The organism is Spirillospora sp. NPDC048823, assembly GCF_043198445.1.
Taxonomy (GTDB): Bacteria; Actinomycetota; Actinomycetes; order Streptosporangiales; family Streptosporangiaceae; genus Spirillospora.
In genome coordinates, this window is the sequence record NZ_JBICUT010000004.1 from 41440 (window position 1) to 58716 (window position 17277).

The 17277-nt window shown below is 68.2% G+C and carries 17 protein-coding genes, 1 pseudogene and 1 CRISPR repeat array (1 of these 19 only partly in view); of the genes and pseudogenes, 4 read left to right on the plus strand and 14 right to left on the minus strand.

Going from position 1 to position 17277, the window contains the following annotated elements:
* A CRISPR array of direct repeats spans nucleotides 1–1483; the repeat unit is 29 nt; unit sequence GTGCTCCCCGCGCACGCGGGGATGGTCCC (it extends 316 nt beyond the left edge of the window).
* Between the two features lie 381 nt (nucleotides 1484–1864).
* The gene (locus ACGFK0_RS11060) at nucleotides 1865–2329 is read left to right on the plus strand and encodes an NUDIX domain-containing protein (RefSeq protein WP_392903002.1); all 465 of its coding nucleotides are present in this window, start codon (nucleotides 1865–1867) and stop codon (nucleotides 2327–2329) included.
* A 12-nt stretch (nucleotides 2330–2341) separates the two neighbouring features.
* Here the strand turns inward: ACGFK0_RS11060 and ACGFK0_RS11065 are convergent, their stop codons facing one another.
* The 6 genes from ACGFK0_RS11065 to ACGFK0_RS11090 form a co-directional block, all read right to left on the minus strand.
* Nucleotides 2342–2929 carry a class IV adenylate cyclase gene (locus ACGFK0_RS11065; protein WP_392903004.1) on the minus strand — a complete coding sequence of 196 codons (588 nt, stop codon included), beginning with the start codon at nucleotides 2927–2929 and terminating at the stop codon, nucleotides 2342–2344.
* A complete protein-coding gene (locus ACGFK0_RS11070; protein WP_392903006.1) occupies nucleotides 2926–3555 on the minus strand; it encodes a dTMP kinase in 630 nt (209 codons plus the stop codon). The genes ACGFK0_RS11065 and ACGFK0_RS11070 overlap by 4 nt, the downstream gene beginning before the upstream one ends.
* A 2-nt stretch (nucleotides 3556–3557) precedes the next feature.
* Nucleotides 3558–4400 carry a hypothetical protein gene (locus ACGFK0_RS11075; RefSeq protein ID WP_392903008.1) on the minus strand — a complete coding sequence of 281 codons (843 nt, stop codon included), beginning with the start codon at nucleotides 4398–4400 and terminating at the stop codon, nucleotides 3558–3560.
* Nucleotides 4390–6168 carry a B12-binding domain-containing radical SAM protein gene (locus tag ACGFK0_RS11080; RefSeq protein WP_392903010.1) on the minus strand — a complete coding sequence of 593 codons (1779 nt, stop codon included), beginning with the start codon at nucleotides 6166–6168 and terminating at the stop codon, nucleotides 4390–4392. Before ACGFK0_RS11080 ends, ACGFK0_RS11075 begins: the two co-directional genes overlap by 11 nt.
* Before the next feature lie 302 nt (nucleotides 6169–6470).
* Nucleotides 6471–7652 (minus strand): radical SAM protein, encoded by a 1182-nt coding sequence (locus ACGFK0_RS11085; RefSeq protein WP_392903012.1) that lies wholly within the window; start codon nucleotides 7650–7652, stop codon nucleotides 6471–6473.
* A complete protein-coding gene (locus ACGFK0_RS11090; protein WP_392903016.1) occupies nucleotides 7649–8425 on the minus strand; it encodes a TauD/TfdA family dioxygenase in 777 nt (258 codons plus the stop codon). Before ACGFK0_RS11090 ends, ACGFK0_RS11085 begins: the two co-directional genes overlap by 4 nt.
* A gap of 168 nt (nucleotides 8426–8593) precedes the next feature.
* On the opposite strand from ACGFK0_RS11090, the gene ACGFK0_RS11095 reads away from it, so the two are divergent.
* The 3 genes from ACGFK0_RS11095 to ACGFK0_RS11105 all read left to right on the plus strand — a co-directional run bounded on the left by ACGFK0_RS11095 (nucleotide 8594) and on the right by ACGFK0_RS11105 (nucleotide 11062).
* Nucleotides 8594–9010 carry an NUDIX domain-containing protein gene (locus ACGFK0_RS11095; protein ID WP_392903018.1) on the plus strand — a complete coding sequence of 139 codons (417 nt, stop codon included), beginning with the start codon at nucleotides 8594–8596 and terminating at the stop codon, nucleotides 9008–9010.
* 5 nt (nucleotides 9011–9015) lie between these two features.
* A complete protein-coding gene (locus ACGFK0_RS11100) occupies nucleotides 9016–10185 on the plus strand; it encodes a helix-turn-helix transcriptional regulator (protein ID WP_392903021.1) in 1170 nt (389 codons plus the stop codon).
* A 325-nt stretch (nucleotides 10186–10510) separates the two neighbouring features.
* Entirely contained in the window at nucleotides 10511–11062 is a 552-nt protein-coding gene (locus ACGFK0_RS11105; RefSeq protein ID WP_392903024.1) for a hypothetical protein, read from the plus strand.
* Nucleotides 11063–11152: 90 nt separating this feature from the next.
* On the opposite strand, the gene ACGFK0_RS11110 is transcribed toward ACGFK0_RS11105, so the two are convergent.
* From ACGFK0_RS11110 to ACGFK0_RS11145, 8 genes and pseudogenes are all read right to left on the minus strand, one after another.
* The gene (locus tag ACGFK0_RS11110; RefSeq protein WP_392903026.1) at nucleotides 11153–11428 is read right to left on the minus strand and encodes a hypothetical protein; all 276 of its coding nucleotides are present in this window, start codon (nucleotides 11426–11428) and stop codon (nucleotides 11153–11155) included.
* Nucleotides 11429–11964: 536 nt separating this feature from the next.
* Nucleotides 11965–12123, minus strand: a pseudogene (locus tag ACGFK0_RS11115) (BldC family transcriptional regulator); the annotation flags it as partial.
* Between the two features lie 141 nt (nucleotides 12124–12264).
* Nucleotides 12265–13494 carry an acyl-CoA dehydrogenase family protein gene (locus tag ACGFK0_RS11120; protein WP_392903028.1) on the minus strand — a complete coding sequence of 410 codons (1230 nt, stop codon included), beginning with the start codon at nucleotides 13492–13494 and terminating at the stop codon, nucleotides 12265–12267.
* 86 nt (nucleotides 13495–13580) lie between these two features.
* The gene (locus tag ACGFK0_RS11125) at nucleotides 13581–14177 is read right to left on the minus strand and encodes a GAF domain-containing protein (RefSeq protein WP_392903031.1); all 597 of its coding nucleotides are present in this window, start codon (nucleotides 14175–14177) and stop codon (nucleotides 13581–13583) included.
* The gene (locus tag ACGFK0_RS11130; RefSeq protein WP_392903034.1) at nucleotides 14174–14791 is read right to left on the minus strand and encodes an ATP/GTP-binding protein; all 618 of its coding nucleotides are present in this window, start codon (nucleotides 14789–14791) and stop codon (nucleotides 14174–14176) included. Before ACGFK0_RS11130 ends, ACGFK0_RS11125 begins: the two co-directional genes overlap by 4 nt.
* Nucleotides 14781–15239, minus strand: a complete 459-nt coding sequence (locus ACGFK0_RS11135; RefSeq protein WP_392903037.1) for a DUF742 domain-containing protein — start codon at nucleotides 15237–15239, stop codon at nucleotides 14781–14783. Before ACGFK0_RS11135 ends, ACGFK0_RS11130 begins: the two co-directional genes overlap by 11 nt.
* Nucleotides 15226–15714 (minus strand): roadblock/LC7 domain-containing protein, encoded by a 489-nt coding sequence (locus ACGFK0_RS11140; protein WP_392903040.1) that lies wholly within the window; start codon nucleotides 15712–15714, stop codon nucleotides 15226–15228. Before ACGFK0_RS11140 ends, ACGFK0_RS11135 begins: the two co-directional genes overlap by 14 nt.
* Before the next feature lie 46 nt (nucleotides 15715–15760).
* Entirely contained in the window at nucleotides 15761–17212 is a 1452-nt protein-coding gene (locus tag ACGFK0_RS11145; RefSeq protein ID WP_392903042.1) for a sensor histidine kinase, read from the minus strand.
* Nucleotides 17213–17277 lie beyond the last annotated feature (65 nt).

Genomic DNA, 17277 nt, shown 5'->3' on the forward strand with positions numbered 1-17277 from the left:
GCACGCGGGGATGGTCCCGCCCGCACGCGCGCCGCACAGGCCGCCCTACGGTGCTCCCCGCGCACGCGGGGATGGTCCCTGGTCGACGGAGATGCCCGCGTTCGTCTCCATGTGCTCCCCGCGCACGCGGGGATGGTCCCGCCTTCTTGATCGTGTTGCGGGACAGGCCGTAGTGCTCCCCGCGCACGCGGGGATGGTCCCAGCCCGGCGGCGCGGGCCTCGGGGAGGGTGCCGTGCTCCCCGCGCACGCGGGGATGGTCCTTCGGGGAGATCGATTTCTGACCCAGCGCAGCGGTGCTCCCCGCGCACGCGGGGATGGTCCCACCCGAAAGAGAGATCACATGGCCCTCGGAGAGTGCTCCCCGCGCACGCGGGGATGGTCCCTCGGTCAGCGGCGGCGGCGGGGCCGGGCCGTCGTGCTCCCCGCGCACGCGGGGATGGTCCCACGCGGGTGGGGCGTTCGAGCCGGAGCGTCCGGGTGCTCCCCGCGCACGCGGGGATGGTCCCCCCGGCGTTGGGTTGCCACCCGGAAAGCGTCCGTGCTCCCCGCGCACGCGGGGATGGTCCCACGCGGGTGGGGCGTTCGAGCCGGAGCGTCCGGGTGCTCCCCGCGCACGCGGGGATGGTCCCGGAACCGGCCCACCCATCCAACGTCCCTGCCTGTGCTCCCCGCGCACGCGGGGATGGTCCCGTTCATGTCGTGGGAAAGGAAAAGGGAGACGGTGCTCCCCGCGCACGCGGGGATGGTCCCGACTACACGGTCGACGCGACCGCCTTGGATGGGTGCTCCCCGCGCACGCGGGGATGGTCCCGGGCGGCGTTGCCCGCAACCCCGGCAGGTGATGTGCTCCCCGCGCACGCGGGGATGGTCCCCCGGACCAGGCCACCTTTGAGGTCGCGGACGGGTGCTCCCCGCGCACGCGGGGATGGTCCCACCACCCGGCCGCCGCCGTCGACGTAGACTTCGTGCTCCCCGCGCACGCGGGGATGGTCCCTTGTCGTCCCAGCAGGTGGGGTTGAACTTTGAGTGCTCCCCGCGCACGCGGGGATGATCCCCGTACTCGTGGGAAATCGTGGCCAACGCCGCCGTGCTCCCCGCGCACGCGGGGATGGTCCCGTCAGCATGTTCGCGCCGTACAGGGCGTCGAAGTGCTCCCCGCGCACGCGGGGATGGTCCCGCCCTGCGCTACACCGGCGCGGAGGGGCTGACGTGCTCCCCGCGCACGCGGGGATGGTCCCGGTCCACGCGGGCCCTGCTCCCCCTGGTCGCCGTGCTCCCCGCGCACGCGGGGATGGTCCCGGCTTGTTGCCGGTGGCGTGGCGGTGCCGAAGGTGCTCCCCGCGCACGCGGGGATGGTCCCAGCGACTCGGGCTGGACGATCTTCATTCGGGCGTGCTCCCCGCGCACGCGGGGATGGTCCCCGCCCGCCCCATCAGTGAGGGTGGCCTGCTCTGTGCTCCCCGCGCACGCGGGGATGGTCCCGTCCTGCAATGGTCCGGCAGTGAGACGCTGCGGGCGATCGCCTCGGCGAGAGCTGGCCGCCCGGGTGCCCGCCTGGTGGCAGCACTCGGTGCCGAGGTGGATGGAGGGATGCCGGCGCCGCTGCCACTGCCGCGTCGGATGATCGCACCGAACGCTGGGGGCTCAGCCCCTACCTCGCTGGAACCGACGACAAGCCCGTCCGCGAGCGCAGCGAGTAATAGTCTGGGACCGATAATGCGGTCCGGCGCCCCCTGGGTCGAGTGAGCTCCAACCGCCCGACGCTCCTGCTCCTGCCGGTTCGTACCTCCTAAGCTCTGCGGCGGCCGGCAGGTCGGCGTGTAGTCGTCTCGGCAGCTCGGACCGTGGGTTACTGTGCCGCAGGTGACCGCGCGCGAGTACGTTTCGCTCATCGCTGATACGCACATGCTTCTCACCCGGCCCGACGGCTGCGTCCTGTTGCTGGTTCGGGCGAACACCGGCTACATGGATGGCCACGCGTCGCTCCCGGCGGGACACGTCGAGGTGGGGGAGTCTGCCGACACGGCAGCCATCCGCGAGACCAAGGAAGAGGCCGGGGTCCTTGTTGACCCCGCAGACTTGGCGTTCGCGCACGTCATGCACCGCCACACAACCGGTGAGCGGGGTGCGCGTGTCTCGTTCTTCTTCAGCACCCGTCGGTGGAGGGGTGAGGTCGTCAACGCCGAGCCCCAGAAATGCTCTGGATTGATCTGGGCGGATCCCGCTGACCTGGCCGGGTCGACCGGCGGCGTTCCCGTAGTCGACTATGTCTCCTCAGCCCTGGCCACGATTTGGGCGGCCGAGGGGTTCAGCGCGTACGGGTGGTGACCCTTCCGGGGTTCAGCGTTCTCGGTCGAGCAGCAGGTATGGGTATCCGCGGCGATCCCGCTCACCCAAAGTCACCCCTGCGGAAGTCGTCTCCTTCACTGCGTCGGTGATGGCGTGCCCGGCTTGGTCGAGGTCTCCGTCTCCGACGTACTCGAACTCGACGAACCCGCCAAGGCTCGTTACCTCGTCGAGTGCGACCTCGACGGCTCCGGACGGGGTGTCGAGACGCCATCGCTCTCGGCGCTTGTCGACGGTGACCATCTCAGAGAAGCCGAGCGCCTCCAGCAGGTGAGAGACGGCCTGGGGGTCGGCGACCACCGATTCGTACTCGTCGGCGTGGGTGGCCTCGGCCGCTCCAAGGGGAAGCCACCTCTTGAAGTTGATCGATGCGACGGCTGGACCGGATTCGGGTTCGTCTCGCCGTAGCCGCAGCCATTCCGACACCACGTCGCCGTCCAGGAAGTCCCGGGCCGGGTGGTTGTAGTAGACGTCGACTTGGCGGGAGGTGCCGGCTCCGGCGGCCCCGGTGTCGATCAGCCGGGTGCGCATTGCCTCCGGTTTGGGCAGAGCGAACTTCCGTTCGACTTCGGTGTACTTCACGCGCTCTCCTGTGCATCGTTCTGCGGGAAATCGCCGGTGGCGGCGGCCCTTGCTTCGATAAGCCCGACCGCCTGGTCGGCGACTGCGGCCATGCCCTGTTGTCCGTTGATCACCGGCACCTGCCGGATCGATGCCCAGGCGAGGTACTGGCGTCGCACCCGCTCTAGGTAACCGGGCCCCAGAGTCTCGAATCTGTTGCGGCCGCCGAGTCGGATCAGGCGGTCCTCGGCGACGTCGCCTGGCACGTCCACGAGCATGGTCACATCGACCGGTATGGCACCGGTCAGCGAGCCTTCCAGGGCCCGCAGCAGGAACGGGGACGCTCCGGCCACGGTTCCGTAGGCGACGACGGCGCCTGCCCACCGCTCCAGCACCACGAGGTGCTGTGGGGGCGGGCAGCGGTTGCCGGCGAGGATGCCCGCGGTATGGAGCCGAGCGGAGGCGAACGCCAAGGTCTCGGCGTCGGCGGCAAGGCTTGTCACTGTCATGATCGCCGTTCTGATGGTGTCGCCGAACACCGTGTGCTGAACCGGATCGATCGCTTGGGCGTACCCGCTGGGCCACATGCCGACCAGGACATTGGCCAGGGTCGTTTTCCCGCTCCCGTTGATGCCCTCGACACACACGATCACAATGCGCCTCCGGTCTTCTCGCACAGGTGCGCGGTAACCCTGTTGTTCGCCGTGTCGGCCAGGTCTGCGCCGCCAGCCCCGTGGGTGAGGCCGGCTAGCAGACCGGCTGACAGTGCGGCTCCCGCGCCTAGGGCCGGCCCGGTGATGATGCGCCCCGGCGTGCGGTGCCACGTTCCGCCGGGTCCGGTCATGGTGAATCCACGTGGCCCGGCCGACACCAGGGCGTAGGTGGCGTACGCCATCGAACGCAGCTTGTGGGCGGCCTCCTGCAGGCCGGCGGGTGAGGCCGCGTACGGCAGGCTCGCCTGAACCAGCAGCGGCCGCAGCGGGGCGAGCCGGGCTGCTTTCGCGTCGTGCCGGGAGCCCGACAGGTTTACGGTCAAACGGCCGGGAGTCGAGGCTGCCAGCCAGGTGAACACGGCTTCTTCTACTTCGTCGTATAGGTCGACGTACAACAGCGTTCTCGTCATGTCCGGTTCGACGGACAGTGGTCCCGGAGCCGTGGGTATGGGTGGCAGCAGCCAGTACCGTTGCCCGTCGCCGGCCTGAAGTACCGCCGACCTTGTCACCGGCCCCGAACGGCACCCTGTGGCGCGCACCCGCAGTCCTGGTGCGGCCTCGCGCAGGACGTGGACGTCGGCCTTGGTGGGGTCGATCAGCAGGCATGACACAGGTTCACCGGAGGTGTGCAGCAGCCGGGCCGCGATCACCGCGTCGTTGCCGAGCAGCGTTGTGATGTCGGCGTGCTCTCCGTACCCGTGTAGAACCAGCGATCTGACGCTGTAGCAGGTGATGGCGGACAGGGTCCCCGCGCACACGATCGTCCGGTCAGCGGTCACGGCGCCGCTCCAGCAAGCTCGGGTTGAAGGTCACCGGGTGGCCGGTGACCTTTACCGACTCGGCGGTCAGGAGGGCCAATTCGTCGGACGGGGCCTTGGCCAGCGCGAATCCTTGGGGGACTTTCAGGCCGGGCAGGAACCGATCCGTCAGCGTGACCAGGAGGGCGAAGGTCGCGTCCCGGTACCGGCGGACGAGTGCCTTTGCTTCGGCCGCTTCACCGATCCCGGCAGAGCGGGCTGCCATCCGGGCCTGGTACACGGGAGTGAACATGCCTTCAGTCCACACCCGGCACCATCCCGCGATCCTTTCGATGGCGCCATGAGCGTAGTGGGCACCGAACCGGCAGAACGCCGGGTCGTATCCGTCCAGGAGTTCGGGGTGGCGGCGATGCAGGTGATCGGCATAACGGCTGTTGGCCAGTACTTCTAGCTCGGTCGCCATGTAGGCGACGTGCCGATACACGGGGTCACCAGAGCCCGGCAGATCGGCGCCGTTCAGGTAGTGCCCGATCTGCGCGACCGCCGCGGACGGCCCGTCGGGGTGTGGGGCGCAGATCACGTCTGTTCGGGCCAGGAATGCCAGATTCTCGACCAGTTCCTCAGGGGTGAGCAGCGGGTCGAAGGTGATGAAGCCGAATTCCAGCGGTACCCCGAGAGTGGAGGCGACTCGGAGCGCATCGACGGTCTGGGAGACCGTCTGTCCCTTGCCGTAGCGGCGCAGTTGTGAGGGCGATCCCGACTCCACGCCCGCGAACAGACGCCGCATGCTGGGTGCGGTCTCGGCGAGCAGCATCGCCCGTCGAAGGTTCCAGCGCCTGGACCGGTGCCGGTCGAAGAGTTGCTCCAGCCGCGTGTAGATCTCGCACCGTAGCCCGAGACGCTCCATCGCGGCCAGAATGTACGCCGACCCCAGCTCGTTCGGTGGCGGATCGATCAGGCCTTCGGATCCGAAGAACTCCTCATCGACCAGCGACACCGCCACCCGGGAACCCTCCGGTGTGCGCAGCCGCGAAAACCGCTCCAAGATCGCCGCACACACGGCCTGCTCGCCCCTGAGCCATCCATCGCCCTTGTGGGCACGAGGGCAGAACGTACACGCCCCGTACTGGCAGCCCAGTGAGGTTTCCAGTGACACCTGGCCGCCCTCAGCGGCGACGGCCAGCACAAGAGAGTCATCGGGTGCGACGAGCGAAGGCGCCAACAGCGCGCTCGGCACGGTATCCGAATCGATGTCTGCGACATCGACCGGCGGCTCCGGCTGCAGTAGGCCGGGGATGGCTTCCCAGGCTTTCGGCATATGCAGGGACCGGCAGAGTGCCTCCAGCGGACGCTCGCCCAAGCCCGTGGCGACCAGCGCTCGCCGCTCGGCGGCCGCCCGCTTGAACTGCGCCACAGCCTCGTTCGGAGAGAACGCCGCCAGTATGTTGCCGAGCACCACTATCGGCGAGGTCGCTGACGGGGCTGTGGCTTGCTCCACCAGCTCGGCCAGGTCTGCCAAGAGCTCCCACTGGCCGAAATTTACCCCGACACCCACCACAGAGGGACGCCGTCCGAGGGCATCGGCGACACGGCCGCGAGCGTCGGACTGAAGGCTGTAGTCGAGGACCTCAACTCGGGCCGCGTGGGTGAACCGCAGCCATGACGCCAGCCGCGCCACTCCCAATGGCAGCCGGGCACCTCGGTAGCGGTCCCGGTCGCCGAGGCCGACCAGGAGGAGGTCGGGCAGCGCAAGCCGGGCGGACAGGGCAGGTGATGCCGAGATCTCCATGCGAACGACCTCGGCGTCGGGGTGAAGGACGTCGGCGTGTTCAAGGACGGGGAGGCCGTACCTGCCCTCCAAAAGTGCGGCGATGAGAGGTGGGTCTGGCAGTCGAGCCCGACGCACCGCAGCGACGGTGATGCGCTCTGGGGCTGCTTGGACGAGGTAAGGACGGAGCGGGTCTCCGCCGAGCTGAGCGCCCGGACGACCGCCATGGGTCAGCGCCGCCTCGACCTCATTCCACGGGCGAGGGGCACGGCACAGCCCCAGCAGGGTCGCGTCCAGAAGTTCGTCCGGAGAGGCGAGGCCAGTCACGACACACCGTCCAGGGCCGGTGGCTCACCGTCGAACATGCGGTGTGATGCCTCGAAGTCCAGGGCGTTACGCCCGCAGCCTTTCCAGTACGGCCGGATCGGGAAAGTCGCGTGCAGCTCCGATAGTCCCGACGCGACCTCGGCCAGCTGCTGGTACGAGGGGCGCACCGACAGCCCGATTGTCGAGTGGACGTCAGAATGGAAGGCGTTGATGATCGGCGATACACCCATGGCCGCCAGGGACTCGGCGCCTGCCAAGGTTGAAGCCGGGTGCTCCAGGCCGGCGATGAGGATCGAGTGCGCCCTGTACTCGCCGACGACATCAACGAGGCGTTCCAGCGCGGTGAGGATCACCGCGTGCCCGTAGTCGGTCGCCTTGCCCGGCGCGATCCGCTCGAACGTCACCGGGTCCCAGGCCTCCAGGTTGAACCCGACGTGCACGTCCAGTACACCGTCCAGCTTCCTGATCGCCTTCAGATCGCGCGGCGGCATAGTCACTAGATGAACCGAGACCTGGCCGTTCATGCCTGCCGCACTGATCGCCGCGGAGGCAGCCTCAGCCAGGTCGACGTGCCGGAGGAACCCGGTGTCGAGGTTGCGTTCATTCCCGCCGACGATCATCACCTGGTTGACTCGTCCGGGCTCGGCCTCCAGCACCGCCGCGACCGCGTCGCGCACCTGAACCGGGGACAGCCTGTTCGCGAACGATGTGCCGGCCGCCGTTCCCGCCAGCGAACAGAACCGGCACTGCGTCCCGTCGGCGAAGAAGTAACAAGCCCGAGGAGAAAAGAACGAAAGCGCGCTGCCGCCGTACAGGTTCGCGATGCGGCCGAGTGTCTCCGAACCGCGCAGACACTCCAGATCGTTGACCAGGCTCACCGCCCAGGAGACCCCTAGCGCGGAGTTCACCACCCAGGCGCTCTCCGCGTCGGCCCTGAGGGTCCAGGTGTTGTCGCCGTAAACGTTCACCGCAACCGTCACCGGAGGTTGCCCCTCGGGCGTCGCCAGCCGGATCTCCTGCGGGACGGTCGCGTCCCGATCCCAGACCGGTGAGTTGTAGAAGTTACGTCGACGCACCCAGCCGACCTGACGGCCGAACCACGCGGAGAACGATGCGTCGATCGCGACACCATGGGAGAGCAAGGCCAGCTTCACCCATGCGGCGCTCAGTTGAGTCATGACACCGCGTCCCGGATAGGGAGGAACCCAACGGGGAGCTCGAACTTCGGCTCGCCGAGCGCACGCCAGCACAGCCGGTCCCCGGTGAACGCCTTACGGGCGTGGAGCCAGCGGGTGTTGTCCAGCAGGTAGCCCTGGCCTGCCGCAAGCCGAAGTGAAAGCTGATGCCGGATTGTCGCTTCCCACAGGTCGCGGAGATGGGGTTGAACCATGGGGCTCCAACGGGCAAGACCGTCTAGGCGCAGCCGCACCGATACTCGCCCCGCGGGGTGGGCCGTGAAGACCTGGGCGGCGTGGCCGTCCCCCGCTCCGAAGAACGTCGTACGGGGGTCTGACAGCGCCAGAGCGGCCTCGCGCCGGTTCTCGACCAATTCGGCGTGTACCGCGCGGGCATCGGTCAGCAGGCATTCGCCACCCTGACTGGCCGGGCGCCCGCACACCAAGAGCATCAGCCGGGGCGGCGTCGTCGTCCCCGACCGTTCGGTGTGCGGTGCGAGCTCCTTGTCGGTGAAGCCGGCGAATCCGGGCCGCTCCAGGTGACGGCCGGTGTCTCGGATCGTGGTCAAGCCATCGGGGTCGCCGTCGCGATGCGCGGTGATGTCCATGACCTGCGAGGCCAAAGCGAGAACCTCGCCGCGTGATGCCATCCCTTCAAGCACGACCAGGCCGGCGTTCCGCAAGCGCTGCGCGATCACGCGCGGCGTCTCAGAGCCGACATGCTGAGGGGCGAGCACATCGTCAAGGGTCTGGAGGACTTGGAGGGCCTGGCTCATGGCGCAACTCCTTCGCTGGACTCTGCGCTCACTGTCGGCCTCTGCCCGTCGCGAGGTAAAGCGACAGATTGTCTACTCGGGCATAGCACTCAGATCCGACTCGGTGCGAAGTGTGCGTGCTACTTTTCGAGGTATCCCCCGGCCCATCCGCGAACCGCAAGGACCGCCATGACTACGTCCCCGGCCTGGCCTGTGTCCATAAAAGGTGTCGCTGTGGGAAACGGCGGACGTGTGGCACTTCTGAAGAACGAACGCGACGAATGGGAATTGCCCGGCGGCCGCCTGGAGCCGTCCGATGCCAGCCCGGAGGCCGCAGTCGAGCGAGAGATCCAGGAAGAGACGGGCTGGACCATCAAAGCAGGCCCGCTTCTGGACGTGTGGATCTATCAGCCGCTGCCCCACACGCTGCCTGAGCGGCGTGTCGTGATCGTCACCTACGGGTGCACCGTCCTGACGCCGGACGTCGAACCAGTGTTGAGCCACGAGCACAAGCAGCTCGGCCTGTTCACCGTCGATGAGATTCCGGGGCTGCACATGCCCAGCGGCTACCGGCGATCCATCGCCACCTGGTTCGCAAGGATGTGACCAGCATGGCAGCCAGCTCCCACGCACCGACGCGGGCCCCGGCCCGCCATGCCGTATGGCGCTGGGCGACACCCGAGGCCCAGCGCGTCCTCGCCACCGGTGACCTCGGGAAGATCCTTCGATTCCACCGCGACATCCACGGCGTCAACCAGACCGCGCTCGGCCAGCTCCTCGGCTACGACAAGACATACATCTCGATGTTGGAACTCGGGAAGCGCACCTTGGACGACGTCGGCTCACGCCGCTGGGTGGCCGACCGGCTCCGCCTCCCTCCACACGTCTTGGGCGTCACCGACCCCGCCGACAGTGACCACCGGGCCATGCTCCAATTCGGCGAGTCGACCGTCCGCCTTGCCGAGATCGCCCGCCAGACCGGCCACGCCTACGAAGCCGTCGCCGAACTCTGGCCACTGGTCGCCCGACTCGAAGCCCGCATCGAGGACGGGCACACCGAACGCGAAGTCCTTCACCTCCTGGCCCGCGCCCGCGCCGGCCTGGGCGTCGCCCTCGGCAACGTCCTGCCCGAGGAGCGCCTGAGCACGGCCGCTCACTGGACCGCCAGGAGCTTCGCCATCGCCTCGTACTTCGACGACCCGGCGTTCTCCTCCGAGGTTCTGCGTATGCACGGCAACGAACTGCGCAAGGCCCGGCTGCGCGGCGCCGCCGTCAACCGCCTCCAACACGCGCTCGCCCTGGCCCCCGACTCCAAAGCCCGCGTGGCGGTTCTACCCCTACTCGCTCGGGCTGCCGGAGCACTCGGTGACAAGGACCTGTTCGACCACGTGATGAGGAAGGCCGACGCGCTCCTGGACGAGGCGAAGCACACGTCCCTGTTCAATCCGTACGCACTACACGAAATTCGGCTCAGGGGGCTGGTTGCAACGGACCGCGCGGACACTGCCATCGGACTCGTTGACCACTCCCCGGCGCCAACCACCACGGTCGCCCCACAGTGGCACGTCATCGAACGAGTGACCGTGGCGAATGTTCAACTCCTGGCTGGTGACCAGATCGGAGCGCGCGAGTCCCTGGTGATCGCCGTCCGTGAAGCGATCACGCAGCGGCTTCCGCATCAGCTGCAGAGAATCATGCGGACCGCTGGAGAAGACCTACCCGAAATCCGCGCAGACGCTGCGCAGGCTCTCGATCAACTCCGCCAAGAACTCGCCGCCTAATTCCACGTTGTCGGCCGTCGCCGGTGCAGTACGTGCGCATGAGCTTGACGCGCTCATACCGGTCTCTCGGACAGATGCCCGGGCGCCCTTGCGGCCCCCCGCGGTGGAGCGGCGGGTAGGGGAGCCACATCCGCTCGACGCTGATTGGCCGTACGACGGCGAGGGATGGCTTGACCGATGAACCGTCGTCAGCACGCTGACCTGGAGAGATTCCCTTTCGTGTCTGGACAGAGTTGCGTAATATCAGACCTGAGCCTGTTACCGGCTAGTACCGCCGATGGCTGTTCCCGGGTCCCTCCCCCCGGACCCCACGATCGTGGGGAGAATGAAGATGAAAAGAATTCAGATTGCGGGGGTGGTTACGGCCGTCGCGCTCATCTCGGGCGGTGCAGGGGCGTGCGGATCGGACGAACCGGCCACCCCGCCCCAGCCCTCTCAAACATCCGTGGAGAGTCCGGCGAAGCCGGATAAGCCGAAGCCGCAGGAGCCGACTCGGAGGCCTGATCCTGAGCCGCGAGACGGTGACACCGATAATCGGTCGCTTCCGGAAGAGTGCAAGCATCCGGCGGGGGCGAGTGTGCGGGAAAGCTGCATCGAGGAGTTCGGGCCGGATGGCGTGGGCACAGTTCCGCCGGTTCCGCCTGAGCGGGATCGGAACAACAACGGCATCGACGACTCTGTGGAGGAGCCAGAACCCTCCCAGGACGGGGAGCCGGAGCCGCCCACGCCCCAGGACAGCGGGCCGGAGCCGTCTCAGGATGAGCAGCCGGAGCCGACTCAGGACGAGGAGCAGGTGCCGCCGGAGGAAGAACAGATCGAGCAGTGCACCGAGCAGACCGGGTCGCCGGAAGCATGCAGAGAAAAGATCGATCCTTGAGTTGCCGCAGGACGCTGTCGGTGGCCGTTCGGACTCACTCGGCCGTTGACACCGCCACCGGGCGGTCACCCAAGCTCGAAGACGGGCACTTTACGTACATGGAATCACACAGGCCGCGTGCGGGACGTAGGCGAGACCGCCTGCTTCTCGCAGGGCGGCGGCGGCCTCGTAGGCCCCCTCCATCCCGTTCAGTTCATACCGGTCGCCCTCACCGATGACGAGGATGTCGGGCCAATCCCCATCGTGCAGCATCCCGACGACCTTGCCGTAGTCGTAGGGGTCGCCGTCGCCGGAGTAGGCGGAGTAGCCGGACTCGGTCCGGCCACCGTGCTCGACGTTGACGTAGCTGAGCCGCAAGTTCGTCATCGTGCGGGTGCCTTCTGCGCTGGTGGCGGCTGCGGTGCCGGGTGGTCGGGTTGGGATTGCGGGGTCATCGCCACGGCGCATCGTGCGTCGGCGTGGCATCTGACCTGAATGGGATCGACGGTGCTGCCTGCGGTTCCACGGCAGCTGCCGGACGTTTCGTCGAGAGGGGCGGGGCTCGCATCGGTGTCTTCGTCCCGCCGAGGCACCACTGGCAGTGGCGGCAGTTCGGAGGCTGTCGTGGCCTGGACGGGAACGTCTGCGATGCGCAACACCGTGGAGGCGTAGTCGAGCAGTTGGTCGGCGCATGCCTCGTAGAGGGCGGTGCTGAAGTTTCCGAGTTCGGCAGTGATGTGTTTCCACTCGATGTCGGTCAGGTCGCGTTGTGCGAGTTGCGTGAACCAGGCCCGATGAAGGAAGGCGACCACGAGGCCGTACCGGTCTGCCAGGTCGGTCATGGCGCCGGTGGGGTCGCCGCCGTAGTTGTCGTCGACCAGCGTCTCCAGCGCGGTTGGCGAGGTGGACCGGTTCTCGGTGTTCAGTAGCTCGTAGACCTCGGCTGCGTGGTAGCGGCGGTGGCCGCCCACCGTCCGAATCGAGGAGAGCTTCTTCAGCTTCGCCCAGCGTGTGACGGTCTTGGGGTCCACCCGGAACAGGGCGGCGACCTCGGCCGGTGTGAGCAGATCAGGGGCAGTCATGGGATCCGTGTTCTCGATGAAGTGGACAGGGGATGCCGTACGACCCCAGGGGCCGGTGGAGGCCTGGTGAATGGTTCCTGGGCCGTACTGCGACTTACGGAGGGCGGGTGCAGTCACCGCGCGGTGGTTACAGAGCAGGGGTCATGCAGCGCTCTCCCGCGCGGCTGCGGAGGGCTTGGACTGAGACCGTGGGGCTGTCAGGTGGGCGAGTCGATGTGACCACTGGCCCTTGCCGGCGCCGAGAGCGGATTCGGCCAGGCGGTGCAGCTGGATGTCGCCTGTCCCGGCGGGCGCGTCGATGTGGAAGGCGTCCCGCACTAGACGTTCGATCGGGCGGTCGCGTCGAAGTCCGGCGGCTGCGTGAATTTTCATCGCGGCCAGGGCCGACTCCCACAGCGATTCAACGCCGTACTGTTTGGCGACCACGAGCTCGTCGTCGCAGGGCAGACCGTGGTCGAGCATGTGGACGGCCTGGTAGGCGAGTGCGCGGGAGGTCATCACCCGCTGTTTGATCTGCCCGATCCGCTGCTCGACTGTGGGCAGTTTGGCCAGCGGTGCGCCCCGGCGGTGGCGTTGCTCGGCGAAGGCGACGGTTTCGTCGAGGAGCGCCTGGTGAATGCCGAGCGCGACCGCGGTGAGGTTCGGGCGGCCGTACAGGACGCTGGAGCTGTAGGCGACGTCGAGTCCCTCGCCTTCACCGCCGATCATGTTCGCGGCCGGAACCCGGACGTCGGTCATGACCAGGTCACCGAAGCTGAACCCGTGCAGACCGAGGCACGGCTTGTACGGGACGAGCCGTAGGCCGGGCCGGTCGTACTCGACGAGGAACGCCGTCAGGCTCCGGGAACGCTTCGCCTCGGAGCCGGTGCGGACGACGACGCCATGGAGATGTCCGATGTGGGAGTTGCCGACGTAGACCTTGCGGCCGTTCAGCACCCACTCGTCGCCTTCACGGTGGCCGGTGGCCTGCATGTCGAGCACGTTCCCGCCCGAACCCGGCTCCGTGACGGCGATCGTCGGTAGGCATTCGCCTGCGGCGATCGGCGGCAGCCACCGCTGTTTCTGCTGTTCGGTACCGAAGTGGAGGATCTTGGCCGCTCCGAGCTGGGACGCCTGGACCATGGCTCCCATCGCACCCGACACCCGGGCCAACTCCTCGATCACGATGCTCTTGGCGAGGTGGCCGGCGTCCATGCCGCCGTACTCACGGGGGATGGTCACTCCGATCCACCCCTGCCGGGCGATCGAAGCGGAGGTCTCGACATCGATGGCTTGAGAGGACTCCATGCGGGCCACGCGCGGCGCGACCTCGCAGGTGGCGAAGGCCCGGACGGTTTCGCGCAGATGCTGGTGATCGTCGGTCTCGAACACGGACACATCCCCTTTCGCTTCGTGGGGGCCACTACCGGTGGTCGGGCCGGCAGACGTCATGGCTGCGGCCGGGGCCGGCCGCCTGGTCAACCGTCCTGATAGCCGGTGCCGTGGCGGCCGCCTCTCCTGCGGGTGCGCTGGCCGAGCAGCTCAACGAGTGCGTCACGGTGCCGCTTGATGAGCACGAGAGAGGTTTGGCGGGTTGCCTTGGGAAGGGGGCTGGCGCCCACCACGCAGACGCTGCCCAGCACAGTCCCGGTTCCCTCATGAACGAGCGGCGCCCCGGCGTAGGTGCGGACCCCGAGCTTGTCGACCACCGGGTTCGAGGCGAACTGCGGTTTCGCGCACACGTCGGCCAGGACGAGCGCCTTGGTGCGGTCGAGCATTTCGGGACAGAAACCATGATCGGGCGCCATCGTCCGGGCGACGGCCCGAGCGCCTGGTGGGTTGTGCAGACCGATGAAGGTCTGCTCCTCGCGCATGAACAGGTTCACCATTGCGTACAGTCCCTGACCGGCGGCGCCCAGTTCGCTGGCGAACGTGCCGGACACATGAGCGGCGAACCCGTCGAACTCGGCGTCCGGGATGCCGTCGAGACCGAACTCGGCCAGCAGCCTCAGGCGCTCCTGGACCGTGTCGTGCCAGATCGGGATCTCCAGACCGGAGTCGGCGTCATACCTCATGCGGATGCTCCATGGGCGATGGATGGGGTGGGCCGCCCGTGCTCACGGGTGAGTGCGTGGTCGACCAGGGTGAGTAGCACGGTGATGGCCGAGCGGGAAGCGCGGGCGTCGCAGCGCACGACCGGTACACGGTCGGGCACTTCGAGGGCGGCGCGGACCTCGGCCGGCGAGTAGCGGTGGGGGGCGTCGTCGAACTCGTTGATCGCCACGACGAACGGCATCCCGGTCTGCTCGAAATAGCCGACCGGGGCGAACCCGTCGGCCAAGCGGCGGGTGTCGACCAGCACCACGGCACCGACCGCGCCGACGACCAGGTCGTCCCAGGTGAACCAGAACCGGTCCTGACCCGGTGTGCCGAACAGGTACAGCACCATCTGCTGTTCGCGGAAGGTCAGGCGGCCGAAATCCAGAGCGACGGTGGTGGTGGCCTTGCGCTCCACTCCCGCGAGAGAGTCGATTCCGTCGCTGACCGCGGTCAGGTACTCCTCGGTCGTCAGTGGCTCGATCTCGCTGGCCGCGCCGATCATCGTGGTCTTGCCGACACCGAACCCGCCACTGACGATGATCTTCACGGTGACGGGGCCGCGCCCGACGAACCGCATGTCAGGCGACATCGGACAGCCTCGTCTCCAGACCCGACCGCAACGCCTCCAGCAGCTGCAGATGGTCGGGCGCTTCGGGGCCGGGAAGTGCCATGACCAGCGCACCGGAGACGATCAGATCCGACAGGACGATCTTCGTGGCGTGGATGGGAAGGCCGATCCGGGCGGAGATCTCGGCGACCGAACATGGCTGGGTACGGCACACCTCGACGGCCTTAGCGGCCTCGGGCGCCAATCCCTTGACGCCTACAGGATCTGCGACCTCCAGCAGGGTGACCAGCCGCATCGAATGCTGTGGGCGGGTGCGGCCGCCGGTGATCGCATAGAGACTCACCTCTTCGGCGTCGTAGGTGACCCATGCCTGATCCCGGCCGGACGACCATGCCGGGTTCTCTACCGAGCGGGCTGGCGGTTGCCGTGGATCACAGCCTGCCGAGGCCGCCATGTCACCGGACGCCATCAGTGCTCTCGCCGCTACGAGTGGCGGTGACCAAATGGTCGGCCACGCTCTTCACCAGGAGGCCCATCTCGAATCCCACAGTGTTGGGGTCGGCGTCCGGGTGGGCCAGGACTCCCAGGACGCTGCCGACCAGGCCGATCCGGTCGCTCGTCTGTCCCGCCACCGCGTGGTCGGCGCTCATCACGAACACCAGGACGCCGTCGTCCTCCACGACGGCCTGCCGGAACCCGCCGGACGCCGACCCGCTGATGGGACCGGCGGACCGAGCCAAGGAGTGCAGGCTGGCCATCCACGCGGCCGCCTTGTCCGCCTGGTCGATGTCCAGACCGGAGACCGCCATCTTCAGGCCGTCCCGCGACACCAGCAGAGCGCCGCTGACCCCGGCCACGCGCTCGACGAACCTGGTCAGCAGCCATCCCAACCCGTCATCGACCGGGGCCACGGTGGCCGGCGCCAGGGGCTCGTGCATCGTCATGTCTGTCTCTCCATACGTTCGAGAAATCCGAGACCGAGGCTGCTGGTCAGTCGATCTCCGGCTCGTTGGTGTGCGGCGTGTTCTGCTGTCGGTCGTCCTTCGCGTCCCGGACACCGGCTGTGAAGGCTCCCATCAGGCCCGGCGTCGGCGGCCGGCCTGGACTCGACGCCGGACCCGTCGGCTTGTCGGCCGGCGGCTGTGCCGCAGGTTGAGCGTGACTTCGCCGAGGCAGCGCCGGCTTGTCACCTGGCGGCGGAGAAGGCGGCCGGGGAGCCGCAGGAGGTACGGATGGAGTGGCGACACGGTGGCGCCGGGGCAACTCGGCTCGGTGCGGCGGTTCGAGCGGCGCCCTCTCGGTTGGTGCCACCGGGGCGGGAGCCGGGGCCACCGCCAGCAGGCTGCGCGGCAGGACAACGACGGCCCGCGTTCCGGACGCGTCCGAGTGCAACTCGATCCCGAGGCCGTGTCGAGCGGCCAGCCGAGCGGCCACCAGCAGACCGATCTGTCCTTGCCTGACCTGCTCGCGCGGGCTGATGCGGTGCGGGACGGCCAGTATCCGCCGCAGGTCCTTCAGCTTCTCCGCCGTGAGGGGCAAACCCTGGTCGCGGACCTCGATGCTCAACCCGGCTGGTGTCCGCGCAGTGGACAGCAGCACCGTCGTGGTCGGATCGGAGAACTTGGTCGCGTTCTCGACTAGTTCGGCCAGCACGTGGATGACGTCCGGGCCTACGTATCCCGGAATCTCGACCTCGTCGTCAGGGAGTGTCAGGCGAACCCGGGTGAAATCCTCGACCTCGGCCATCGCCTGGCGCAGCACCGTGGAGATCGGCATCGGAGACTTGGCCCGACGCGCGGCGTGACCGCCGAGCACGGCCAGCTTCTCCGCCGCGCGACGCAACTGGGTGGCCAGATGGTCGATCCGGTACAGATCATCGAGAAGATCAGGGTCTTCCTGCTCCCGCTCGGTCGACTTGAGGTGCTCCAGCATCCGGCTCACCAGCGCGTGCACACGGTGCCCGACGTAGACCAGCACTTCACGGTCAGGCTCGTCTCCAAGCCCTTGATCAACGGCCGAGGCATCCGGGGCCTTGGCCGGCGACAGCGTCTCCAGGAGGTGCTCCAACTGCCCGGTGATAGCGGTGAGACGCGCATCGGCCCGTCCGGCATACTCGGCCAGCTCGCCTGTTTCCGGCCGGGTGGCCGCCGCTGATCCCGCTACGTGGCCGCGCAGCCACGCGATCTCGTTATCGGTGTGCTGCTGCTTGGCGGTCGCCTGCCGCAACGCCGTCGCGGTCTCAACGGCCTGACGCTGTAGCCACGCCACCTCACCGGCCTGGCGGCGCTGGACCCGCCTGATGACGGCCTCGTGTCGGCGTTCCAAAGCCGCAATCACCAGCATCGCTGCCCCGGCCATCCCGACGGCCAGGACGGTCAGCGCCAGGCCCTTCCCGTCCGTGCGGCCGTTGAGGGCGTACACCACAACGACGTACACCACCATGCAGGCGGGCAGGACCGCCCCGAGCGGCCAAAGCCATCGCCCTGGGGCCGGTGGTGAGGCGTGTG

Coding starts and splice junctions, on each gene's coding strand:
- ACGFK0_RS11135 (WP_392903037.1), bottom strand. CDS start 15,239: ATGGCGTCCGGTGACATGGCGGCCTCGGCAGGCTGTGATCCACGGCAA.
- ACGFK0_RS11085 (WP_392903012.1), bottom strand. CDS start 7,652: ATGACTCAACTGAGCGCCGCATGGGTGAAGCTGGCCTTGCTCTCCCAT.
- ACGFK0_RS11105 (WP_392903024.1), top strand. CDS start 10,511: ATGAAGATGAAAAGAATTCAGATTGCGGGGGTGGTTACGGCCGTCGCG.
- ACGFK0_RS11130 (WP_392903034.1), bottom strand. CDS start 14,791: ATGTCGCCTGACATGCGGTTCGTCGGGCGCGGCCCCGTCACCGTGAAG.
- ACGFK0_RS11090 (WP_392903016.1), bottom strand. CDS start 8,425: ATGAGCCAGGCCCTCCAAGTCCTCCAGACCCTTGACGATGTGCTCGCC.
- ACGFK0_RS11145 (WP_392903042.1), bottom strand. CDS start 17,212: ATGGTGGTGTACGTCGTTGTGGTGTACGCCCTCAACGGCCGCACGGAC.
- ACGFK0_RS11095 (WP_392903018.1), top strand. CDS start 8,594: ATGACTACGTCCCCGGCCTGGCCTGTGTCCATAAAAGGTGTCGCTGTG.
- ACGFK0_RS11140 (WP_392903040.1), bottom strand. CDS start 15,714: ATGACGATGCACGAGCCCCTGGCGCCGGCCACCGTGGCCCCGGTCGAT.
- ACGFK0_RS11080 (WP_392903010.1), bottom strand. CDS start 6,168: ATGGAGATCTCGGCATCACCTGCCCTGTCCGCCCGGCTTGCGCTGCCC.
- ACGFK0_RS11110 (WP_392903026.1), bottom strand. CDS start 11,428: ATGACGAACTTGCGGCTCAGCTACGTCAACGTCGAGCACGGTGGCCGG.
- ACGFK0_RS11125 (WP_392903031.1), bottom strand. CDS start 14,177: ATGAGGTATGACGCCGACTCCGGTCTGGAGATCCCGATCTGGCACGAC.
- ACGFK0_RS11100 (WP_392903021.1), top strand. CDS start 9,016: ATGGCAGCCAGCTCCCACGCACCGACGCGGGCCCCGGCCCGCCATGCC.